The sequence below is a fragment of the Catellatospora coxensis genome, assembly GCF_016862635.1.
Lineage (GTDB): Bacteria > Actinomycetota > Actinomycetes > Mycobacteriales > Micromonosporaceae > Catellatospora > Catellatospora coxensis.
The window spans coordinates 23,568-37,795 of sequence record NZ_BONI01000085.1 but is presented as its reverse complement, the minus strand read 5'-3'; the positions used below and the strand labels follow the sequence as shown (position 1 = coordinate 37,795).

Sequence of the window (14,228 nt, the reverse complement as noted above, 5' to 3'; positions counted from 1 at the left end):
CCAATCCGGCAAAGCGGAAGCCGCACCCTCCCACAGGGGAGGGTGCGGCTTCCGCTTTCGGGCCCAGCGACTCCGCACTTCGGAACGAGCGGATCAAGCCGCTGTTGTCGGGCAAAGTCGCTGTCATGCCTACCCGAGTAGTACGCCGGCCAAGGCCAGTGCTGCGCCGGTCACCTCAAGCAGCAACGGAAGACACATCCAGAAAGTAAGCGGTTTCTGCCGGCCGTTCCCGTGCCTTTGGCGTGCGCGGCGCGCGGGTAGACTCCTTTTTGCCATCGTGTTTCCTCCATGGGAGTGGATCGGTTGACATGGCGCTGGCGGCCACCCGGTGCAACGGGTGGCCGCCCATCCATATCGGACGGTGTGTTCCTCACCCACCGTAGTCGACGGCCTTCAAATGGACCTAGTTATAGTCGCCTATCTGACAGATATACATATTGAATATCTATCGGAGGTCTGATAATGAGCTCTGTGTGCCAGTTCGGCCGTTGTCTCTCCGGGAATTAATGAACCCCTGGTTAGCTGGGCATACTGGAAGGCTTTCGGTGATTTTCCGTATTAGTGGTAGCCGGTGGTGAAGTTTTTCTGTGAAATTGCCGGCGGCACACTGCGCGGCGCAGAGTTACGTTAGGTGACTGATGCCAGTGGAAGCTTGGTGCGCAAAATCTGTGCATCAGAAGCCTGGGAACCGTGCGCACGTTGTTTGGTGAAAACTGGCATGCCGTTGTGCGCAACTCTTGGTCATGTAACCGATTACATGACCAAGAGGCGTGATGGGACTACCCTTCGTCAGGGTGACGTAGGAGAACGGTTCGCCCGGGCTTACATCAAGTTTGGTGTGGTCACATCAAAAACGATGTACCCGCAGACCGACCGTTCCGCTGGTGCGGGGTTGTCCACGACTCGCTCGGCGTCTCAGGCGTTGAGACTGTAGGAGACATATCCGGCTACGTCGGTAAAGCCGACGCTCTCGTAGAGAGCTCGCGCGGCGCCGTTGTCCGTTTCGGTCTGCAGCGACACTCGGCGGGCGTTCGCTTCGCGTGCTGCGGTCACCGTATGTGCAAGCAATGCTCGTGCATGCCCCAGCCCTCGGTGCTGCGGATGTACGTAGAGATCGCGGATCATCCAGAACGTGCCGAGCGTCAGCGACGCGGGAATCGTCAGGACGGTGAGCAGCCCACACGGCCGTCCGAGGGCGAAGGCCGCGCTGATCCGCATACCCGAAGAGGCTGCCTGGTCCTGGAGCCACTGGCGGGTCGCGCCGTAGGCCCGCTGCTGCCCGTAATGGGCGCGGTAGTCGTCGAACAGCTCGGCGACCGCGCCGAACGCGGCATCGGACGGGCCCACCCAGGCGATCATTCGCGCGCCGCCACCGCCGACCGGATCGCGGTGACCGCGGCGGCCAGCTCGGCGACGATCCCGGACAGGCTGCCGCCGTCGGCACCGGACAGGTTGACCGTACGCAATTCGTCGGGCTTGGGAAGTTTGGCGACGATCTCCGGCAGCCGCGCAATCAGCTCGGCCTGCACGGCCTCGGGCGAGCGCCCGTTGGCGATGTCCTGGCCGACCCGGTCGCGCTCCAGCTCCAGCAGCGCGGCGGCGTGCAGCTGCTCGGCGCGGTCGCGGGCGACGGCGAGTTCGTGGTCGAGGGTGAGCCGCTGCAGCGTCTGCTCCAGTTCCAGGCGCAGCCGGCGCATCTCGGTCTCCTGCGCGTGCCGCTGCTGTTCCAACTGCAGCTCGTGCAGGGTGGTCTCGCTGGCCTGGCTGGCCAGGGCGCGGGCGTCGGCCTGCTCGCGCTCTCCCCGGCGTAGCCGCTCGGCGGCGTCGCGGTCGAACGCGGCGGCGGCGTTGCGGGCCTTGAGGTCGGCGAGTTCGCGGTCGTTCTCCAGGCGCTGGAGCTGGTCCAGGCGCTGGGAGGCCAGCTCCCGGCCGGTGATGATCTCCTGGGCGCCGAGTTCGGCGAGCCGGGCGAGCTGGCCCTGCTCGGAGCGGAACGGCTTCTGCAGGTTCTCCCAGAGCCGGGCGGAGGTGACCACGGCCTCCTTGATCTGCACGGTGACGATGCGCAGGCCGAGGCCGGTGTCGCTGTCGCCGCCGCCTTCGGCCACGCCGCGCAGCCGGGCGGTCAGCTCCTCGATGATGGGCTGCTTGTCGCTGAGCACCTCGTGCACGCTCATGGTGGCGACCTTGTCCTTGATCGCCGCTTCGGCCTGCTCCTTGAGCTGCAGGTTGACCAGGCGCATCGGGTCGGAGGCGTCGCCGAAGTCGAGCTTGCGGTAGGCGGTGGCGATGTCCTGGACGATCCACTGGACGTACGCCTGGACGAGCACGCCCTGCAGCTCGCGGCAGATGCAGAAGGCGTTGAGCAGGATGGTCTGCATGGTGCCGGGCACCACGAGGTAGGAGTCGGTGGCCGAGCGGTACCGGAACGACGTGCCGAGTCCCAGGTGCAGGGGCTTGTCGCGGCCGCGCCGGGTGTGCACGACGAACGCGTTCGGCGGGACGAGCACGGTCTTCCACGGGCCGAAACCGGTGACGCGTACGTCGACGGCGGTCGGCGGGGTGGTGGCCGCCTCGGCGGCGCTGCGCCGGGCCCGGTTGCTGGTGTCGCCGCCACCGCCCGCGGCCGGCGCCGGAGCCATGGGGGCCTTCTTCACCCGCAGGTCCTGCTCCAGTTGTGCCGACTGGGCCACGACCTGGTCGAGGTACGAGTTGCGTTCCGCGGAAGCCATGCGCGGCATCCTGCCGCATGCCCGCAAGACCGTCCACTGTGGTGTCGGGAAGGGAACGGTCTGCGCCGGTCCGGCCGGTCGGCGCGCGGCCCCACCTCCGCCCGCTGTCACCGTCATCCCTGGTGAAGCGCCCTGGCGCGTTAAGAAGGGCACCTTCTACAACGCGGAGCGTCGTGAAGGTGCCCTTCCTTTGGGCTCAGGACAGGCGGTGGGCGCCGGGGGAGGGGAGGGCTAGGAAGGCGGCGGGTGGGGTGAAGTCGCGGGCGGCGAAGGCGGTGGTGACGGCTTCGGCCACGGTGGCGGCCTTCTCGGCCTCGACCAGGGCGAGCACGCAGCCGCCGAAGCCGCCGCCGGTCATCCGGGCGCCGTACGCACCGGCGGCCAGCGCCGTGTCGACGGCTTCGTCCACTTCGGGCACGGTGATCTCGAAGTCGTCGCGCATCGAGGCGTGCGAGGCGGTCATCAGCGGGCCGATCTCGCGCAGCCGGCCCTCGCGCAGCAGCGCGATGGTGTCGAGCACGCGGGCGTTCTCCGTGATGACGTGACGGGAGCGGCGGATCAGCAGCTCGTCGTCCAACCGGGACAGGTCGTCGAGGGTGGCGTCGCGCAGCGCGGGCACGCCCAGCAGCTCGGCGGCGCGTTCGCAGGCGGCGCGGCGGGCGGCGTACTCGCCGTCGACGAGCTGGTGCGGGGCGCGGCTGTCGATGACGAGGATGGCGAGGCCCTGGCCGGCCAGGTCGAGCGGGATCTGCTCGGTGGCCAGGCTGCGGCAGTCGAGGAACAGCGCGTGTCCCTCCTGGCACAGCGTCGAGGCGGACTGGTCCATGATCCCGCAGGGCACGCCGACGTACGCGTTCTCGGCGCGCTGGGCCAGGGACGGCCGCTGCCCCACCGGGATGTCGAGCCCGCCGAGGTCGGCGAGCGCGGACAGGACCGCGCACTCCAGGGCGGCGGACGAGGACAGGCCGGCCCCGCCGGGCACGTCGGAGTCGATGGACAGCCGAGCGCCGGGCACCTCGTGGCCGGCCTCGCGCAGCACCCAGACGACGGCGGCGACGTACGCGGCCCAGCCGGTGACCGGCTCGGACAGGTCGAAGGTGACCGTCTGCCCGGTCAGCGTCGAGGTGACGGTCCACTCCGGCCGGTCGAGCCGGGACGCGGTGACGACGGTGCGCTGCGGGAGCGCGAACGGCAGCACGAAGCCGTCGTTGTAGTCGGTGTGCTCGCCGATCAGGTTGATCCGGCCCGGCGCGGCCCATACGCCCTGGTCGACGGTCATCACAGCCCGCTCTGGAAGAAGGTCCAGGCGTCGGCCACGATGTCGCGCAGGTCGGGCTTCGCCGGCGTCCAGCCGAGTTCGGCCCGCGCCCTCGCCGACGAGGCGACCAGCTCGGCCGGGTCCCCGGGGCGGCGCGGAGCCATCTCGACCGGCAGCGGGTGCCCGGTGACCTCGCGTACCGCGTCGACGACCTCCTTGCAGGAGAAGCCGGTGCCGTTGCCGAGGTTGTAGACGCGGTGCTCGCCGGGGCGGGCCGCCTCCAGCGCCAGCAGGTGGGCCTGGGCCAGGTCGCCGACGTGGATGTAGTCGCGGATGCAGGTGCCGTCCGGGGTCGGGTAGTCGTCGCCGAAGATGGCGAGCTTCTCCCGCTGCCCGGCGGCGACCTGGAGCGCGATCGGGATCAGGTGGGTCTCCGGGTCGTGCCGCTCGCCGATCATCGAGCCGTCCGGCAGCACCAGCGCGCCGGCCACGTTGAAGTAGCGCAGGCTGACCGCGGCCAGCTCGTGGGCGTGCGCCTCGGAGGCGATGGCCATGTCGACGGCGAGCTTGGTCGCGCCGTACGTGTTCACCGGCTTGGTGATCGCGTTCTCGGTCAGCGGCAGCTCGGACGGGTCGCCGTAGGTGGCGGCGGTGGAGGAGAACACCAGGCGCCGCACCCCGGCCGCGCGCATCGCGTCGAGCAGCGCCAGCGAGCCGGTGGTGTTGTTGTCCCAGTGCAGCTCGGGCCGGACCATCGACTCCCCGGCCGCGATCAGGCCGGCGAAGTGCAGCACCGCGTCGAACCCGGCGTCGGGGGTGAGCACGGTGGCGGCGTCGTGGATGCGCGCCTGCACGAGGCGGGCGCCCGCGGGCACCTGGGAGGCGTCGTTGCGGGACAGGTCGTCGAGCACGACGACCTCGTGGCCGGCGTCGACGAGCAGCCGCGCCACGGCGCTGCCGACGTATCCGGCGCCTCCGGTGACCAGTACCTTCATGTAAGAAGCTCCTCGAACTGCTGGTGCGGGCCAGCGTAGCCCGCGCCGTGGCGGTCGTGTCGTCTCGCTATTTCATCACATTCAAACATAAAGCAACAGGCTCGAACGTTCCGATGGGCTGTCGGACACCCGCGAAAACCCGGAAATCGCTGTCCCCGGCCTGCCTGTGCCGCTCGTCATGCCGGAACGGTTATCCGGGAACGCTAATATGCGCCCATGTCCGTGCCCCGGCAGAACACCCCCCGCCAGCGGGAGACCCATGGCCGCGAGCCGCGCCGACGGGAGCCCCGGTTACGTCCGCCCGGGCGGATGGCCCGTGCCGTGGCACCGGCCATCGTACGGGCCGCCGACGCGCTGACCCGCTGGACGAGCCGCGTGCTCGGGGTCGAGGCGACCGCCGGGCGCGAGCAGATCACCGAGGCCGAGCTGCGGGAGCTGATCGCCGTGAACACGGCGCTGGACCCGGACGAACGGCACATCATCAGCAAGGCGCTGTCGCGCTCGGCGGCCACGCTGCGCGAGGTGATGGTGCCGCGCACCGAGGTGTGGTTCCTGGCGGTGGGCATGACCGTGGCGGAGGCGATCGCCGAGGCCCGCGAGGCCGGGCACACCCGCATGCCGATCGCCGACGGCAGCCACGACGACGTCGTGGGCTTCGTGCACCTGCGCGACCTGCTGTGGGACGAGCGGCCGGAGCGCTCGGTCCGCGAGCTGTCCCGCGAGATCAAGCGCTTCCCGGCCAGCAAACCGGTGCTCGCCGCGCTGTCGGAGATGCGCCGTGAGCGGCACACCATCGCCGTCGTCGTCGACGAGTACGGCGGCACCGCCGGCATCGTGACCCTCGAGGACCTGATCGAGGAGCTGGTCGGCGAGATCCACGACGAGTACGACGACACCCCCGCCGCCCACGCCGCGGGCGGTCCCGCGCCGGACGAGGTCGACGGCATGCTCAACCTCGCCGACTTCGCCGAGCGCACCGGGATCACGCTGCCCGCCGGGCCGTACGAGACGGTGGGCGGGTTCCTGATGAGCGCGCTGGGCCGGCTGCCGGCCGTCGGGGACAGCGCCACGCTGGAGGCGTACCGGCTCACGGTGCTGGCCCTGGACGGCCGCCGGGTCGCCCGGGTCCGGCTGACCCCGCTGGATCCGGCCCCGGCCGACCCGCTCCCCCTGGACCCCAACCCCCTGCCTGACCTGGCCTGACAGCGCAGCCACGTTAAGAAGGGCACCTTCCGCTACCGATAGCGATGTGAAGGTGCCCTTCCTTCGAGCGGGTCAGCGGATGGGGAGTTTGTGCCAGGTCAGGCCGTCGGTGGAGGTGGCCACCCAGCCTGCGCGGAAGAGGTCCAGCGCGACGTAGCCGTCGGTCGTGGCGCGCAGCTCGCCGACGTTCGGCAGGGTGCCGCCTACCGGGGTGAAGCTCGCGCCCTGGTCGCCGCTGAGGTAGAACCTGCTTTCCGGGCCGGCGACGAGGATGCGGCCGTCGGGCAGGTAGACGGGTTCGCCGGCGGGGGTGAAGCCGGCGCCGGCGGAGACGCGGACGGGCACGCGGCCCGCGTACACGGCAATGATCTTGTTGTTCTTCAGGGCGAAGGCGAGCACGTCCTCGCCGCGTACGGTGGCCGTGACCCGGTCCGCGCCGGCCGCGCCCGGCAGGGCGTGGCGCTGCCACTGCCCGCCGCCGGCCGACGAGGCGAGGTAGGGCGTCCCGCCGTCCAGGCCGCCCGCCCAGGCCAGGCCGGACGGGGTGCGGCCACGGGCGGCCCAGGTCACGGTGAACCCGGGGTCGCCGGGGGCCGAGGGCGGTTTCGCGCCGGCGTCCGTCACGACCTGCCAGGTCTGGCCGCCGTCGGCGGTGCGGGCGAAAGCCGGCCGGCAGGTCGGCAGCTCCCGGCTGGAGCAGGCGGTACGCAACCAGCCGGACCCGCCGGCCAGCTCGAACTCGGTGATGAAACCGGGCAGGTCGGGGGCGGTGGCGGGGTTGAAGATGCCGTCGATGGCCAGACCGGCCCCGGAGTACACGGGCGCGGGCGGCGCGCTCGCAGCGGCGCTCGGCGAGGTCGCGGTCTGCTCCGACGGCAGCGGCGGCCGCCACGGCTGGAACACCCCCACGGCGGCGATCAGCAGCACCGCGGCGGCGCCGGCGGCCTGTGCCGTCCGGCGGCGGGCCCTGATCCGGCCCGCCCGGACCCGCACCTGCTCCAGCGGCGGGGCCTCGACGTCGTCGAGCAGCCCCCGCAGCGCGTCCCGGCCCCGGGAGAGCCGTGACTTGACCGTGCCCACGGGGACCTCCAGCAGTTCGGCGACCTCGTCCAGGGGCAGATCGGCGAGGTAGTGCAGGACGATGACCTCGCGGTACCGGCTCGGGATGACAGCCAGCGCCTCGCGCAGGTCGGTGTTGTCGGGCTCCGGCGCGGCGGCGGTCACCCGGGCCAGCGGCCGCTCCCGCAGCAGGATGGTGTCCAGCAGCTGGCGGCGCCGCCAGCGGCGGCGCACGACGTTGATGGCGACGGTACGCAGCCACGCCTCCGGCGCGTCCACATCGCTCAGGCCGTGCCGGCGGGCCAGCGCGCGGGCGAACGCCTCCTGCACGGCGTCCTGCGCCTCGGTCAGGTCCGTGGTGAACGCGTAGACCTGCGCCACCAGCCGGCGGTACCCGGCGTGGTACAGCTCACCCAGCTCGTCCTGCGCGGTCATGATCTCCCTGGTCCCCTGTCCTCGGCGACTCTAGTGAGTCGCGCCACCGGCGGCCGGTTCCCAGGTTCGTGGACCGATCATCCGGGTGGGAGAATGGCCCGCATGTCCTTCGACGCGACGCAGCACAGCAAGCCCCGGGTGCTCTCCGGGATCCAGCCCACCGGCGGCTCGTACCACCTGGGCAACTACCTGGGCGCGGTGCGCAACTGGGTGGGCATGCAGGACACGCACGACGCGTTCTACTGCGTGGTCGACCTGCACGCGATCACCGCCGGGCACGACCCGAAGGTGCTGCGTGAGCGCACCCGGGTCAGCGTGGCGCAGCTGCTGGCCGTCGGGCTCGACCCGGCCCGCTGCACGGTCTTCGTGCAGTCGCACGTGCCCGAGCACGCCCAGCTCGGCTGGGTGATGAGCTGCATCACCGGCTTCGGTGAGGCCAGCCGGATGACCCAGTTCAAGGACAAGTCGAGCAAGCAGGGTGCGGAGCGGTCCAGCGTCGGCCTGTTCACGTACCCGATCCTGCAGGCCGCCGACATCCTGCTCTACCAGGCCGACTCGGTGCCGGTGGGCGAGGACCAGCGCCAGCACCTGGAGCTGACCCGGGACCTGGCGCAGCGCTTCAACACCCTGTTCGGCAAGACCTTCACGCTGCCGCAACCGCACATCGTGAAGGAGACCGCCAAGATCCTCGACCTGCAGGATCCGAGCGCGAAGATGTCGAAGTCGGCGTCGACCACCAACGGCCTGATCGAGCTGCTGGAGCCGCCGGCGAAGATCGCCAAGAAGATCAAGTCGGCGGTCACCGACACCGGCCGCGACATCGTCTTCGACCCCGAGGCCAAGGCGGGCGTGAGCAACCTGCTGACCATCTACTCGGCGCTGGCCGGCCGCCCGATCCCCGAGCTGGTCGAGGCGTACGCCGGCAAGGGGTACGGTGACCTCAAGAAGGACCTCGCCGAAGTGGTGGTGGAGTTCGTGACGCCGTTCCAGCAGCGCACGCAGGAGTACCTGGACGATCCCGCGCAACTGGACAAACTGCTGGTCATCGGTGCCGAGAAGGCCCGTACCGTCTCGGTCCGGACGCTGGCTACCGTTTACGACAAGATCGGGTTCCTCGCTCCCGCGGGACGTTGAGGCGGCGGGCGGTTTTGGAGGCGTCGGTGGAGCGAACCATCGGTATCGCGATCGGCATCCCGCAACCGTGGGGTGCCGAACTCGACGCGGCCCGCGCGTCCACCGGCGACCCGCTCGCGGCGCTGATCCCCTCGCACGTCACCCTGCTCGGCCCGACCATGCTGCCGGTCTCCGCCGAGCTGGACCGCAGCATCGACGAGCTGCTGGCCGGCGTGGCGGAGCGGAACGCGCCGTTCTCCATCCAGCTGCGCGGCACCGGCACCTTCCGGCCGGTCAGCCAGGTCGTGTTCGTGGCGCTGGCGACCGGCATCGGGGAGTGCGAGCAGCTGGCCGGCGCGATCCGCACCGGCCCGCTGGCCCGCGACCTGGCCCACCCGTACCACCCGCACGTCACCATCGGCCACGACGTGCCGGAACCGGCGCTCGACGACGTCTTCGACCGCCTGGCCGACTACTCGGCCCGCTTCGACGTCGACCACTTCACCCGGTACGAGCACAACGGCACCGGCAGCTGGCAACCCGTCCGCTCCTACCCCCTCCGCGGCTGACCAACCCCCGCCGCCCTTGCGCCGAAACCGCAGAGCAGCGACCGGCGCGTCCGGGCGGTGCGCCTGGACGCGCCGGTCGGTGAGTCGGGTCAGGAGGCGGTGAGGCGGGCGGAGATGCGGGCGAAGCCCGCCTTGAGCTCGTCGGCGCTGGGGGCCTCGACCACGTGGTCGTCGTGATCGTGGTCGTGTTCCTCGTCGTCCGTGTCGTCGTCGAGCACGTCGTCGATCTCGTCGGCCTCCTGCGCGGCCAGGTCCTGCGCGTTGGCGATCTCCGCGCGGATCTGCTCCAGCGAGGTGGCCGGCAGCAGCGGTTCGACGACCGCCATCAGGTCCTCGTCGGCGACCACGTGCTGCGCGAGGGCGAGCGCGTGCGGCCGTTCGTACGGGCCGCACACCACGGGCTCCCACTCCTCGTCGTCGTCGAGCGGCCCGAAAGTGATGATCCAGGGAAGGTCGAGCTGCGGCGCTCCGGCCGGCAGCTCCAAAGTCACGAGTGCACCCACGCGACCATCATCGAGCTTCGCGATGCTTTTCGGGGGTCTTCGGCGTATCCGGCGCGTCGGAGTCTTCCGGGCCCTCCAGCCGGGCCGCCCGGTCCGCGGCGTCGTCCTCGGTCTCGGCCCGCACCGCTTCGGCCTCGGCCCGGGCGATGTCGCCGGGCGGCACCCACTCCAGGTGGTGCTTGCGCGGGCGACCCCAGGCCAGGTCGAACACCTTGCCGTTGGCGGAGGTGGCCGCGTAGGAGACCGCCCACAGCACGATCTGGTTGAACAGGTACAGGTACAGCAGCAGACCCACGGACGCGGCGACCGCGACGTACGCCGGGTTGTTCTCGGTGCGCTGGACGAAGTAGCGCCCGAACTCGTTGAGCAGGGTGAGGCCCACCGCGATGATGCCGATCGCGGGCAGCAGCCGCCGGGGCGTCATGTGCACCCGGGGCAGCACCGTCACCAGGGCGAACCCGATCATCGCGTTGACCGCGATCGTGACGGCGTAGCCGCTCACCCGTACCCAGAACGCGCCGCTGGTGCCGGGCAGCAGGTCGAACATGGTGGCCAGGCCGTCGATCGCGGTCAGCGACACGCCCATCAGCATGCCCAGCGCCAGCAGCATGCCGAAGTCGGTCAGCCGCAGCACGAGGAAGTTGCCCGGGTGCTGGTCCAGCCCCCAGATGGCGCGCTGCGAGGAGCGCCAGGCGTCCACCCAGCCGATCCCGGCCAGCACCAGGCTGATCAGGCCGACGGTGCCGATCGAGCCGGCCGAGGTGCGCAGCTGCTCGGTGTTCACGGCCGGGAAGTACTCGGTGAGGAAGTGGTCCACCTCGGCCACCAGCTCGGCGTTGCCGGAGAAGACCTTGACCAGCACCGCGTACGCCACCATGGTCAGCGCGAACGCGGCGAAGAAGGCGTAGTAGGCGATGGCCGCGGCCAGCCGCCCGGCGAGCACGTCGGCGTAGCGCTCCTTCATGCGCCACAGGTGGTCGAACGCGGCGGACCGCTTGCGAGCCCGGTCCACCTGCGCGTCATAACGGGCGCCGACGACCTCGGTCATCCGCTGCACCCAACCCACCACAGCCACCACCCCCTCATCCTCCCCGACCCCCGCACCACCCCGCCGCCCGATCCCCCTCGGCCCGCCCTGCCTGCCGCAACTCTTAAAAAGAAGCGCCTTCCGGAAGGTCCGGAAGGCGCGACTCTTTAAGACTTGCGACGTGGGGTGGGCCGGCGTGGGCCGTCCCGCGCGGGGGTGGGTCAGGCGGTGAGCCAGATGGTGGTGTCGGCGGGGATGCGGCCGTCGGTGTGGAGGGGGCCGCTGGACAGGAGGACGTCGCCGGTCAGGTGAAGCTCCGACAGGTCGACGGCGCGGTCGGCGATGTTGACGACCACGACGACGCCGGGCTCGCGGCGGAAGGCCAGCACGCCCTCGGGCGCGTCGAGCCAGGTCAGCGTGCCGCCGCCGAGGGCGGGCAGCTCCTTGCGCAGGCGCAGCGCCGCGCGGTAGAAGTTCAGCGTCGAGTCCGGGTCGGACTCCTGCGCCTGCGCGGTCAGCGCCTCCCACTTCGCCGGCTGCGGCAGCCAGGGCGTACCCAGGCCGTCCGGGTTGAACCGGAAGCCCTCGGCCGCCGTGCCGCCCCAGGGCAGCGGCACCCGGCAGCCGTCGCGGCTCTCCCCGGTGCGCTGGAACGACGGGTCCTCGCGCAGCTCGTCGGGCAGGTCGAGGACCTCGTTGAGGCCCAGCTCCTCGCCGTTGTAGAGGTACGCCGAACCGGGCAGTGCCAGCATCAGCTGGGTGGCGGCGCGGGCCCGGCGCAGGCCGAGCTCGCCGTCGCCGTACCGGGTGACGTGGCGGAACTTGTCGTGGTTGGACAGCACCCAGGTGGTGGGGGCGCCGACCAGGTCGGCCTCGGCCAGCGACTTGTCGATGATGGCCCGGAACGACGCGGGGTCGAAGTCGGCCATCATGAAGTCGAAGTTGAACGCCTGGTGCAGCTCGTCGCGGCCGATGTAGCGGGCCAGCCGCTCCGGGGACTCCACCCACGCCTCGGCCACGGCCATCCGGCCGCCCGGGTACTCGTCCAGGATGGGCCGCCACTCGCGGTAGATGTCGTGCACGCCGTCCTGGTCGAAGTACGGCAGGCGCTCGCTGCCCAGCATCTCGACCTGGCGGCCGCCCTCGTCGGTGGTGCGGCCCACCGAGGGCAGGCCGGCCTCCTTGATCATGCCGTGGGCGACGTCGATGCGGAACCCGTCGACGCCCCGGTCGAGCCAGAACCGCAGCACGTCGCGGAACTCCGCGCGCACCTCGGGGTTCTCCCAGTTCAGGTCGGGCTGCTCGGGCGCGAACAGGTGCAGGTACCACTGCCCGTCGGGCACGCGGGTCCAGGCCCGGCCGCCGAAGATGGACTCCCAGTCGTTGGGCGGCAGCTCGCCGTTCTCGCCCTGGCCCTCGCGGAACATGTACCGCTCGCGCTCGGCCGAGCCGGGCGCGGCCGCCAGCGCCTGCTGGAACCAGGCGTGCTGGTCCGAGGAGTGGTTCGGGACCAGGTCGACGATGATCCGGATGTTGAGCGCGTGCGCGTCCTTCATCATCGCGTCGAAGTCGGCCAGCGTGCCGAAACGGGGGTCCACGTCGCGGTAGTCGGCGACGTCGTAACCGCCGTCGGCCAGCGGCGAGGTGAAGAACGGGCTCAGCCAGACCGCGTCGACGCCGAGTTCGCGCAGGTACGGCAGCTTGCCGCGGACGCCCTGCAGATCGCCGGTGCCGTCACCGTCGGCGTCGGCGAAGCTGCGCGGGTAGATCTGGTAGACGACGGCGTCGCGCCACCAGTCGTCGGTTGCCTGCGTGGTCACTGGCAGTCCTTTCCAAGGGCGGCGCATGAGCGGCTGCGCGGTCTGTCGGTCGTGAGGGGAGCAGGGCCGCGGCCGTCGTGGGCCGGGACGGTCCGGATGTACCGAACGCCCTGTTCGGGGACCAGGGAGGCGGGGTGGGCCGGCTGAGAGAGCGATTTCTCGCCGGCCGTGCCGCAGCCGCGCGCGGGCAGCACGACCGCTGCGCCGGTGACGGCGGCGGCGCGGCTGCTGCGGCGCATGGTTTCCTCCAGGAGCGAGCGTCTCGCGGCCCGAGAGCGCCGCGAGGACTCATGAAGGATGTCGTGCAACTTGCGCAAGAGTCAAGCAGAGCTTTTCAGAAAGTTTCAATCATCATACTGACGCAGGGTCACCCGCTGTGGGCGGCGGTGGACCCCCGAACGACCAACTCCGGTCGGAAAATGTACTCCGAATGCGGCGCCGGGTGCCCCTTGATCTCGTCCACGAGGGCCCGTACGGCCGCCACGGCCATCGCCCGCACCGGCTGGCGCAGCGTGGTCATGGGCGGGTCGGTGAAGGCGATCAGCGGCGAGTCGTCGTAGCCGACCACCGAGACGTCCGTGGGCACCTGCAGGCCGCGCTGGCGCACCGCGCGGATCGCGCCCAGTGCCATCAGGTCCGAGCCGCAGACGAAACCGGTCACGCCCTTGTCCAGCAGCCGGGACGCCGCGGCGTCGCCGCCCTCCACGCCGAACAGGGACAGCGAGATCATCTCGTCGATCTGGGCGTCGCTGAGGTTGAGCAGGCGGCGCATGGCGGCCCGGTAGCCCTCGATCTTGCGCTGTACCGGCAGGTAGCGGTCGGGGCCGGAGATCAGGCCGATCTTCTTGTGGCCGAGCGCCACCAGGTGGGCCACGGCCAGCTCGCCGGCGGCCCGGTCGTCGCACGAGATGAACGGCGCCTCGATGTTCTCGGCGTACCCGTTGACCAGCACGATCGGCAGCGGGCGGGCGAGCAGCTTGCGGTAGCGCTCGGGGTCGCTGGTCGAGTCGGCGTGCAGGCCGGAGACGAAGACGATGCCGGAGACCTGCCGGTCGAGCAGCATCTCGACGTACTCGTCCTCGGTGACGCCGCCGGGCGTCTGGGTGCACAGCACCGGGGTGAAGCCCTGCTGGGCCAGGGTCGTCTCGATGATCTGGGCGAATGCCGGGAAGATCGGGTTGTCCAGCTCCGGGACCACCAGGCCGACCAGGCCCGCGCTGCGTTTGCGCAGCCGGGCGGGGCGCTCGTAGCCCAGCACGTCGAGAGCGGTCAGCACGGCCTGCCGGGTGTCGGCGGAGACGCCGGGCCGGTCGTTCAGCACCCGGGAGACGGTGGCTTCGCTCACCTCCGCCTGCTGGGCGATGTCAGAGAGTCGTGCGCGCATGGCGGCACTCTAGCCGAAGACAGCCGGATGTTGATATGGGCACGTTGCAAGGTCTTCCATTGTTTGCAAAGGCTTGCTAACCTCCCGGCAACAAACTCTGTAACACCCATCACAACCCGGGCAACCGGGT

General features: G+C 70.8%; 12 protein-coding genes. 3 read left to right on the top strand and 9 right to left on the bottom strand.

Annotated features, from left to right (window positions below):
- Positions 1–915: 915 nt before the first annotated feature.
- The 4 genes from Cco03nite_RS35065 to galE form a co-directional block, all read right to left on the bottom strand.
- A complete protein-coding gene (locus Cco03nite_RS35065) occupies positions 916–1,359 on the bottom strand; it encodes a GNAT family N-acetyltransferase (protein WP_203698221.1) in 444 nt (147 codons plus the stop codon).
- Positions 1,356–2,732 carry an SPFH domain-containing protein gene (locus tag Cco03nite_RS35060; RefSeq protein ID WP_203698220.1) on the bottom strand — a complete coding sequence of 459 codons (1,377 nt, stop codon included), beginning with the start codon at positions 2,730–2,732 and terminating at the stop codon, positions 1,356–1,358. Before Cco03nite_RS35060 ends, Cco03nite_RS35065 begins: the two co-directional genes overlap by 4 nt.
- 196 nt (positions 2,733–2,928) lie before the next feature.
- Positions 2,929–4,011 (bottom strand): galactokinase, encoded by a 1,083-nt coding sequence (gene galK / locus Cco03nite_RS35055; protein ID WP_203698219.1) that lies wholly within the window; start codon positions 4,009–4,011, stop codon positions 2,929–2,931.
- Positions 4,011–4,985, bottom strand: a complete 975-nt coding sequence (gene galE, locus Cco03nite_RS35050; RefSeq protein ID WP_203698218.1) for a UDP-glucose 4-epimerase GalE — start codon at positions 4,983–4,985, stop codon at positions 4,011–4,013. The genes galK and galE overlap by 1 nt, the downstream gene beginning before the upstream one ends.
- Before the next feature lie 309 nt (positions 4,986–5,294).
- Here galE and Cco03nite_RS35045 point away from each other — a divergent pair, with 309 nt between their 5' ends.
- Positions 5,295–6,188 carry a hemolysin family protein gene (locus tag Cco03nite_RS35045; RefSeq protein ID WP_203698233.1) on the top strand — a complete coding sequence of 298 codons (894 nt, stop codon included), beginning with the start codon at positions 5,295–5,297 and terminating at the stop codon, positions 6,186–6,188.
- Between the two features lie 72 nt (positions 6,189–6,260).
- On the opposite strand, the gene Cco03nite_RS42650 is transcribed toward Cco03nite_RS35045, so the two are convergent.
- A complete protein-coding gene (locus Cco03nite_RS42650) occupies positions 6,261–7,682 on the bottom strand; it encodes an RNA polymerase sigma factor (protein WP_239167914.1) in 1,422 nt (473 codons plus the stop codon).
- 102 nt (positions 7,683–7,784) lie between these two features.
- On the opposite strand from Cco03nite_RS42650, the gene trpS reads away from it, so the two are divergent.
- Both trpS and Cco03nite_RS35030 read left to right on the top strand, forming a co-directional pair.
- Positions 7,785–8,816, top strand: a complete 1,032-nt coding sequence (gene trpS / locus Cco03nite_RS35035) for a tryptophan--tRNA ligase (protein ID WP_203698217.1) — start codon at positions 7,785–7,787, stop codon at positions 8,814–8,816.
- A 26-nt stretch (positions 8,817–8,842) separates the two neighbouring features.
- Positions 8,843–9,364, top strand: coding sequence for a 2'-5' RNA ligase family protein (locus Cco03nite_RS35030; RefSeq protein ID WP_203698215.1), 522 nt, complete (start codon positions 8,843–8,845; stop codon positions 9,362–9,364).
- Between the two features lie 89 nt (positions 9,365–9,453).
- Here Cco03nite_RS35030 and Cco03nite_RS35025 read toward each other — a convergent pair whose 3' ends face one another.
- The 4 genes from Cco03nite_RS35025 to Cco03nite_RS35010 form a co-directional block, all read right to left on the bottom strand.
- Complete coding sequence (locus Cco03nite_RS35025; RefSeq protein WP_203698213.1) at positions 9,454–9,867, bottom strand: hypothetical protein; 414 nt, start codon at positions 9,865–9,867, stop codon at positions 9,454–9,456.
- Between the two features lie 7 nt (positions 9,868–9,874).
- On the bottom strand, positions 9,875–10,942 hold the full coding sequence (locus Cco03nite_RS35020; protein WP_203698212.1) for a YihY/virulence factor BrkB family protein: 1,068 nt from the start codon (positions 10,940–10,942) through the stop codon (positions 9,875–9,877).
- A 173-nt stretch (positions 10,943–11,115) separates the two neighbouring features.
- Entirely contained in the window at positions 11,116–12,741 is a 1,626-nt protein-coding gene (locus Cco03nite_RS35015) for a glycoside hydrolase family 13 protein (protein ID WP_203698211.1), read from the bottom strand.
- Positions 12,742–13,081: 340 nt separating this feature from the next.
- Entirely contained in the window at positions 13,082–14,098 is a 1,017-nt protein-coding gene (locus Cco03nite_RS35010) for a LacI family DNA-binding transcriptional regulator (RefSeq protein WP_203698210.1), read from the bottom strand.
- Positions 14,099–14,228 lie beyond the last annotated feature (130 nt).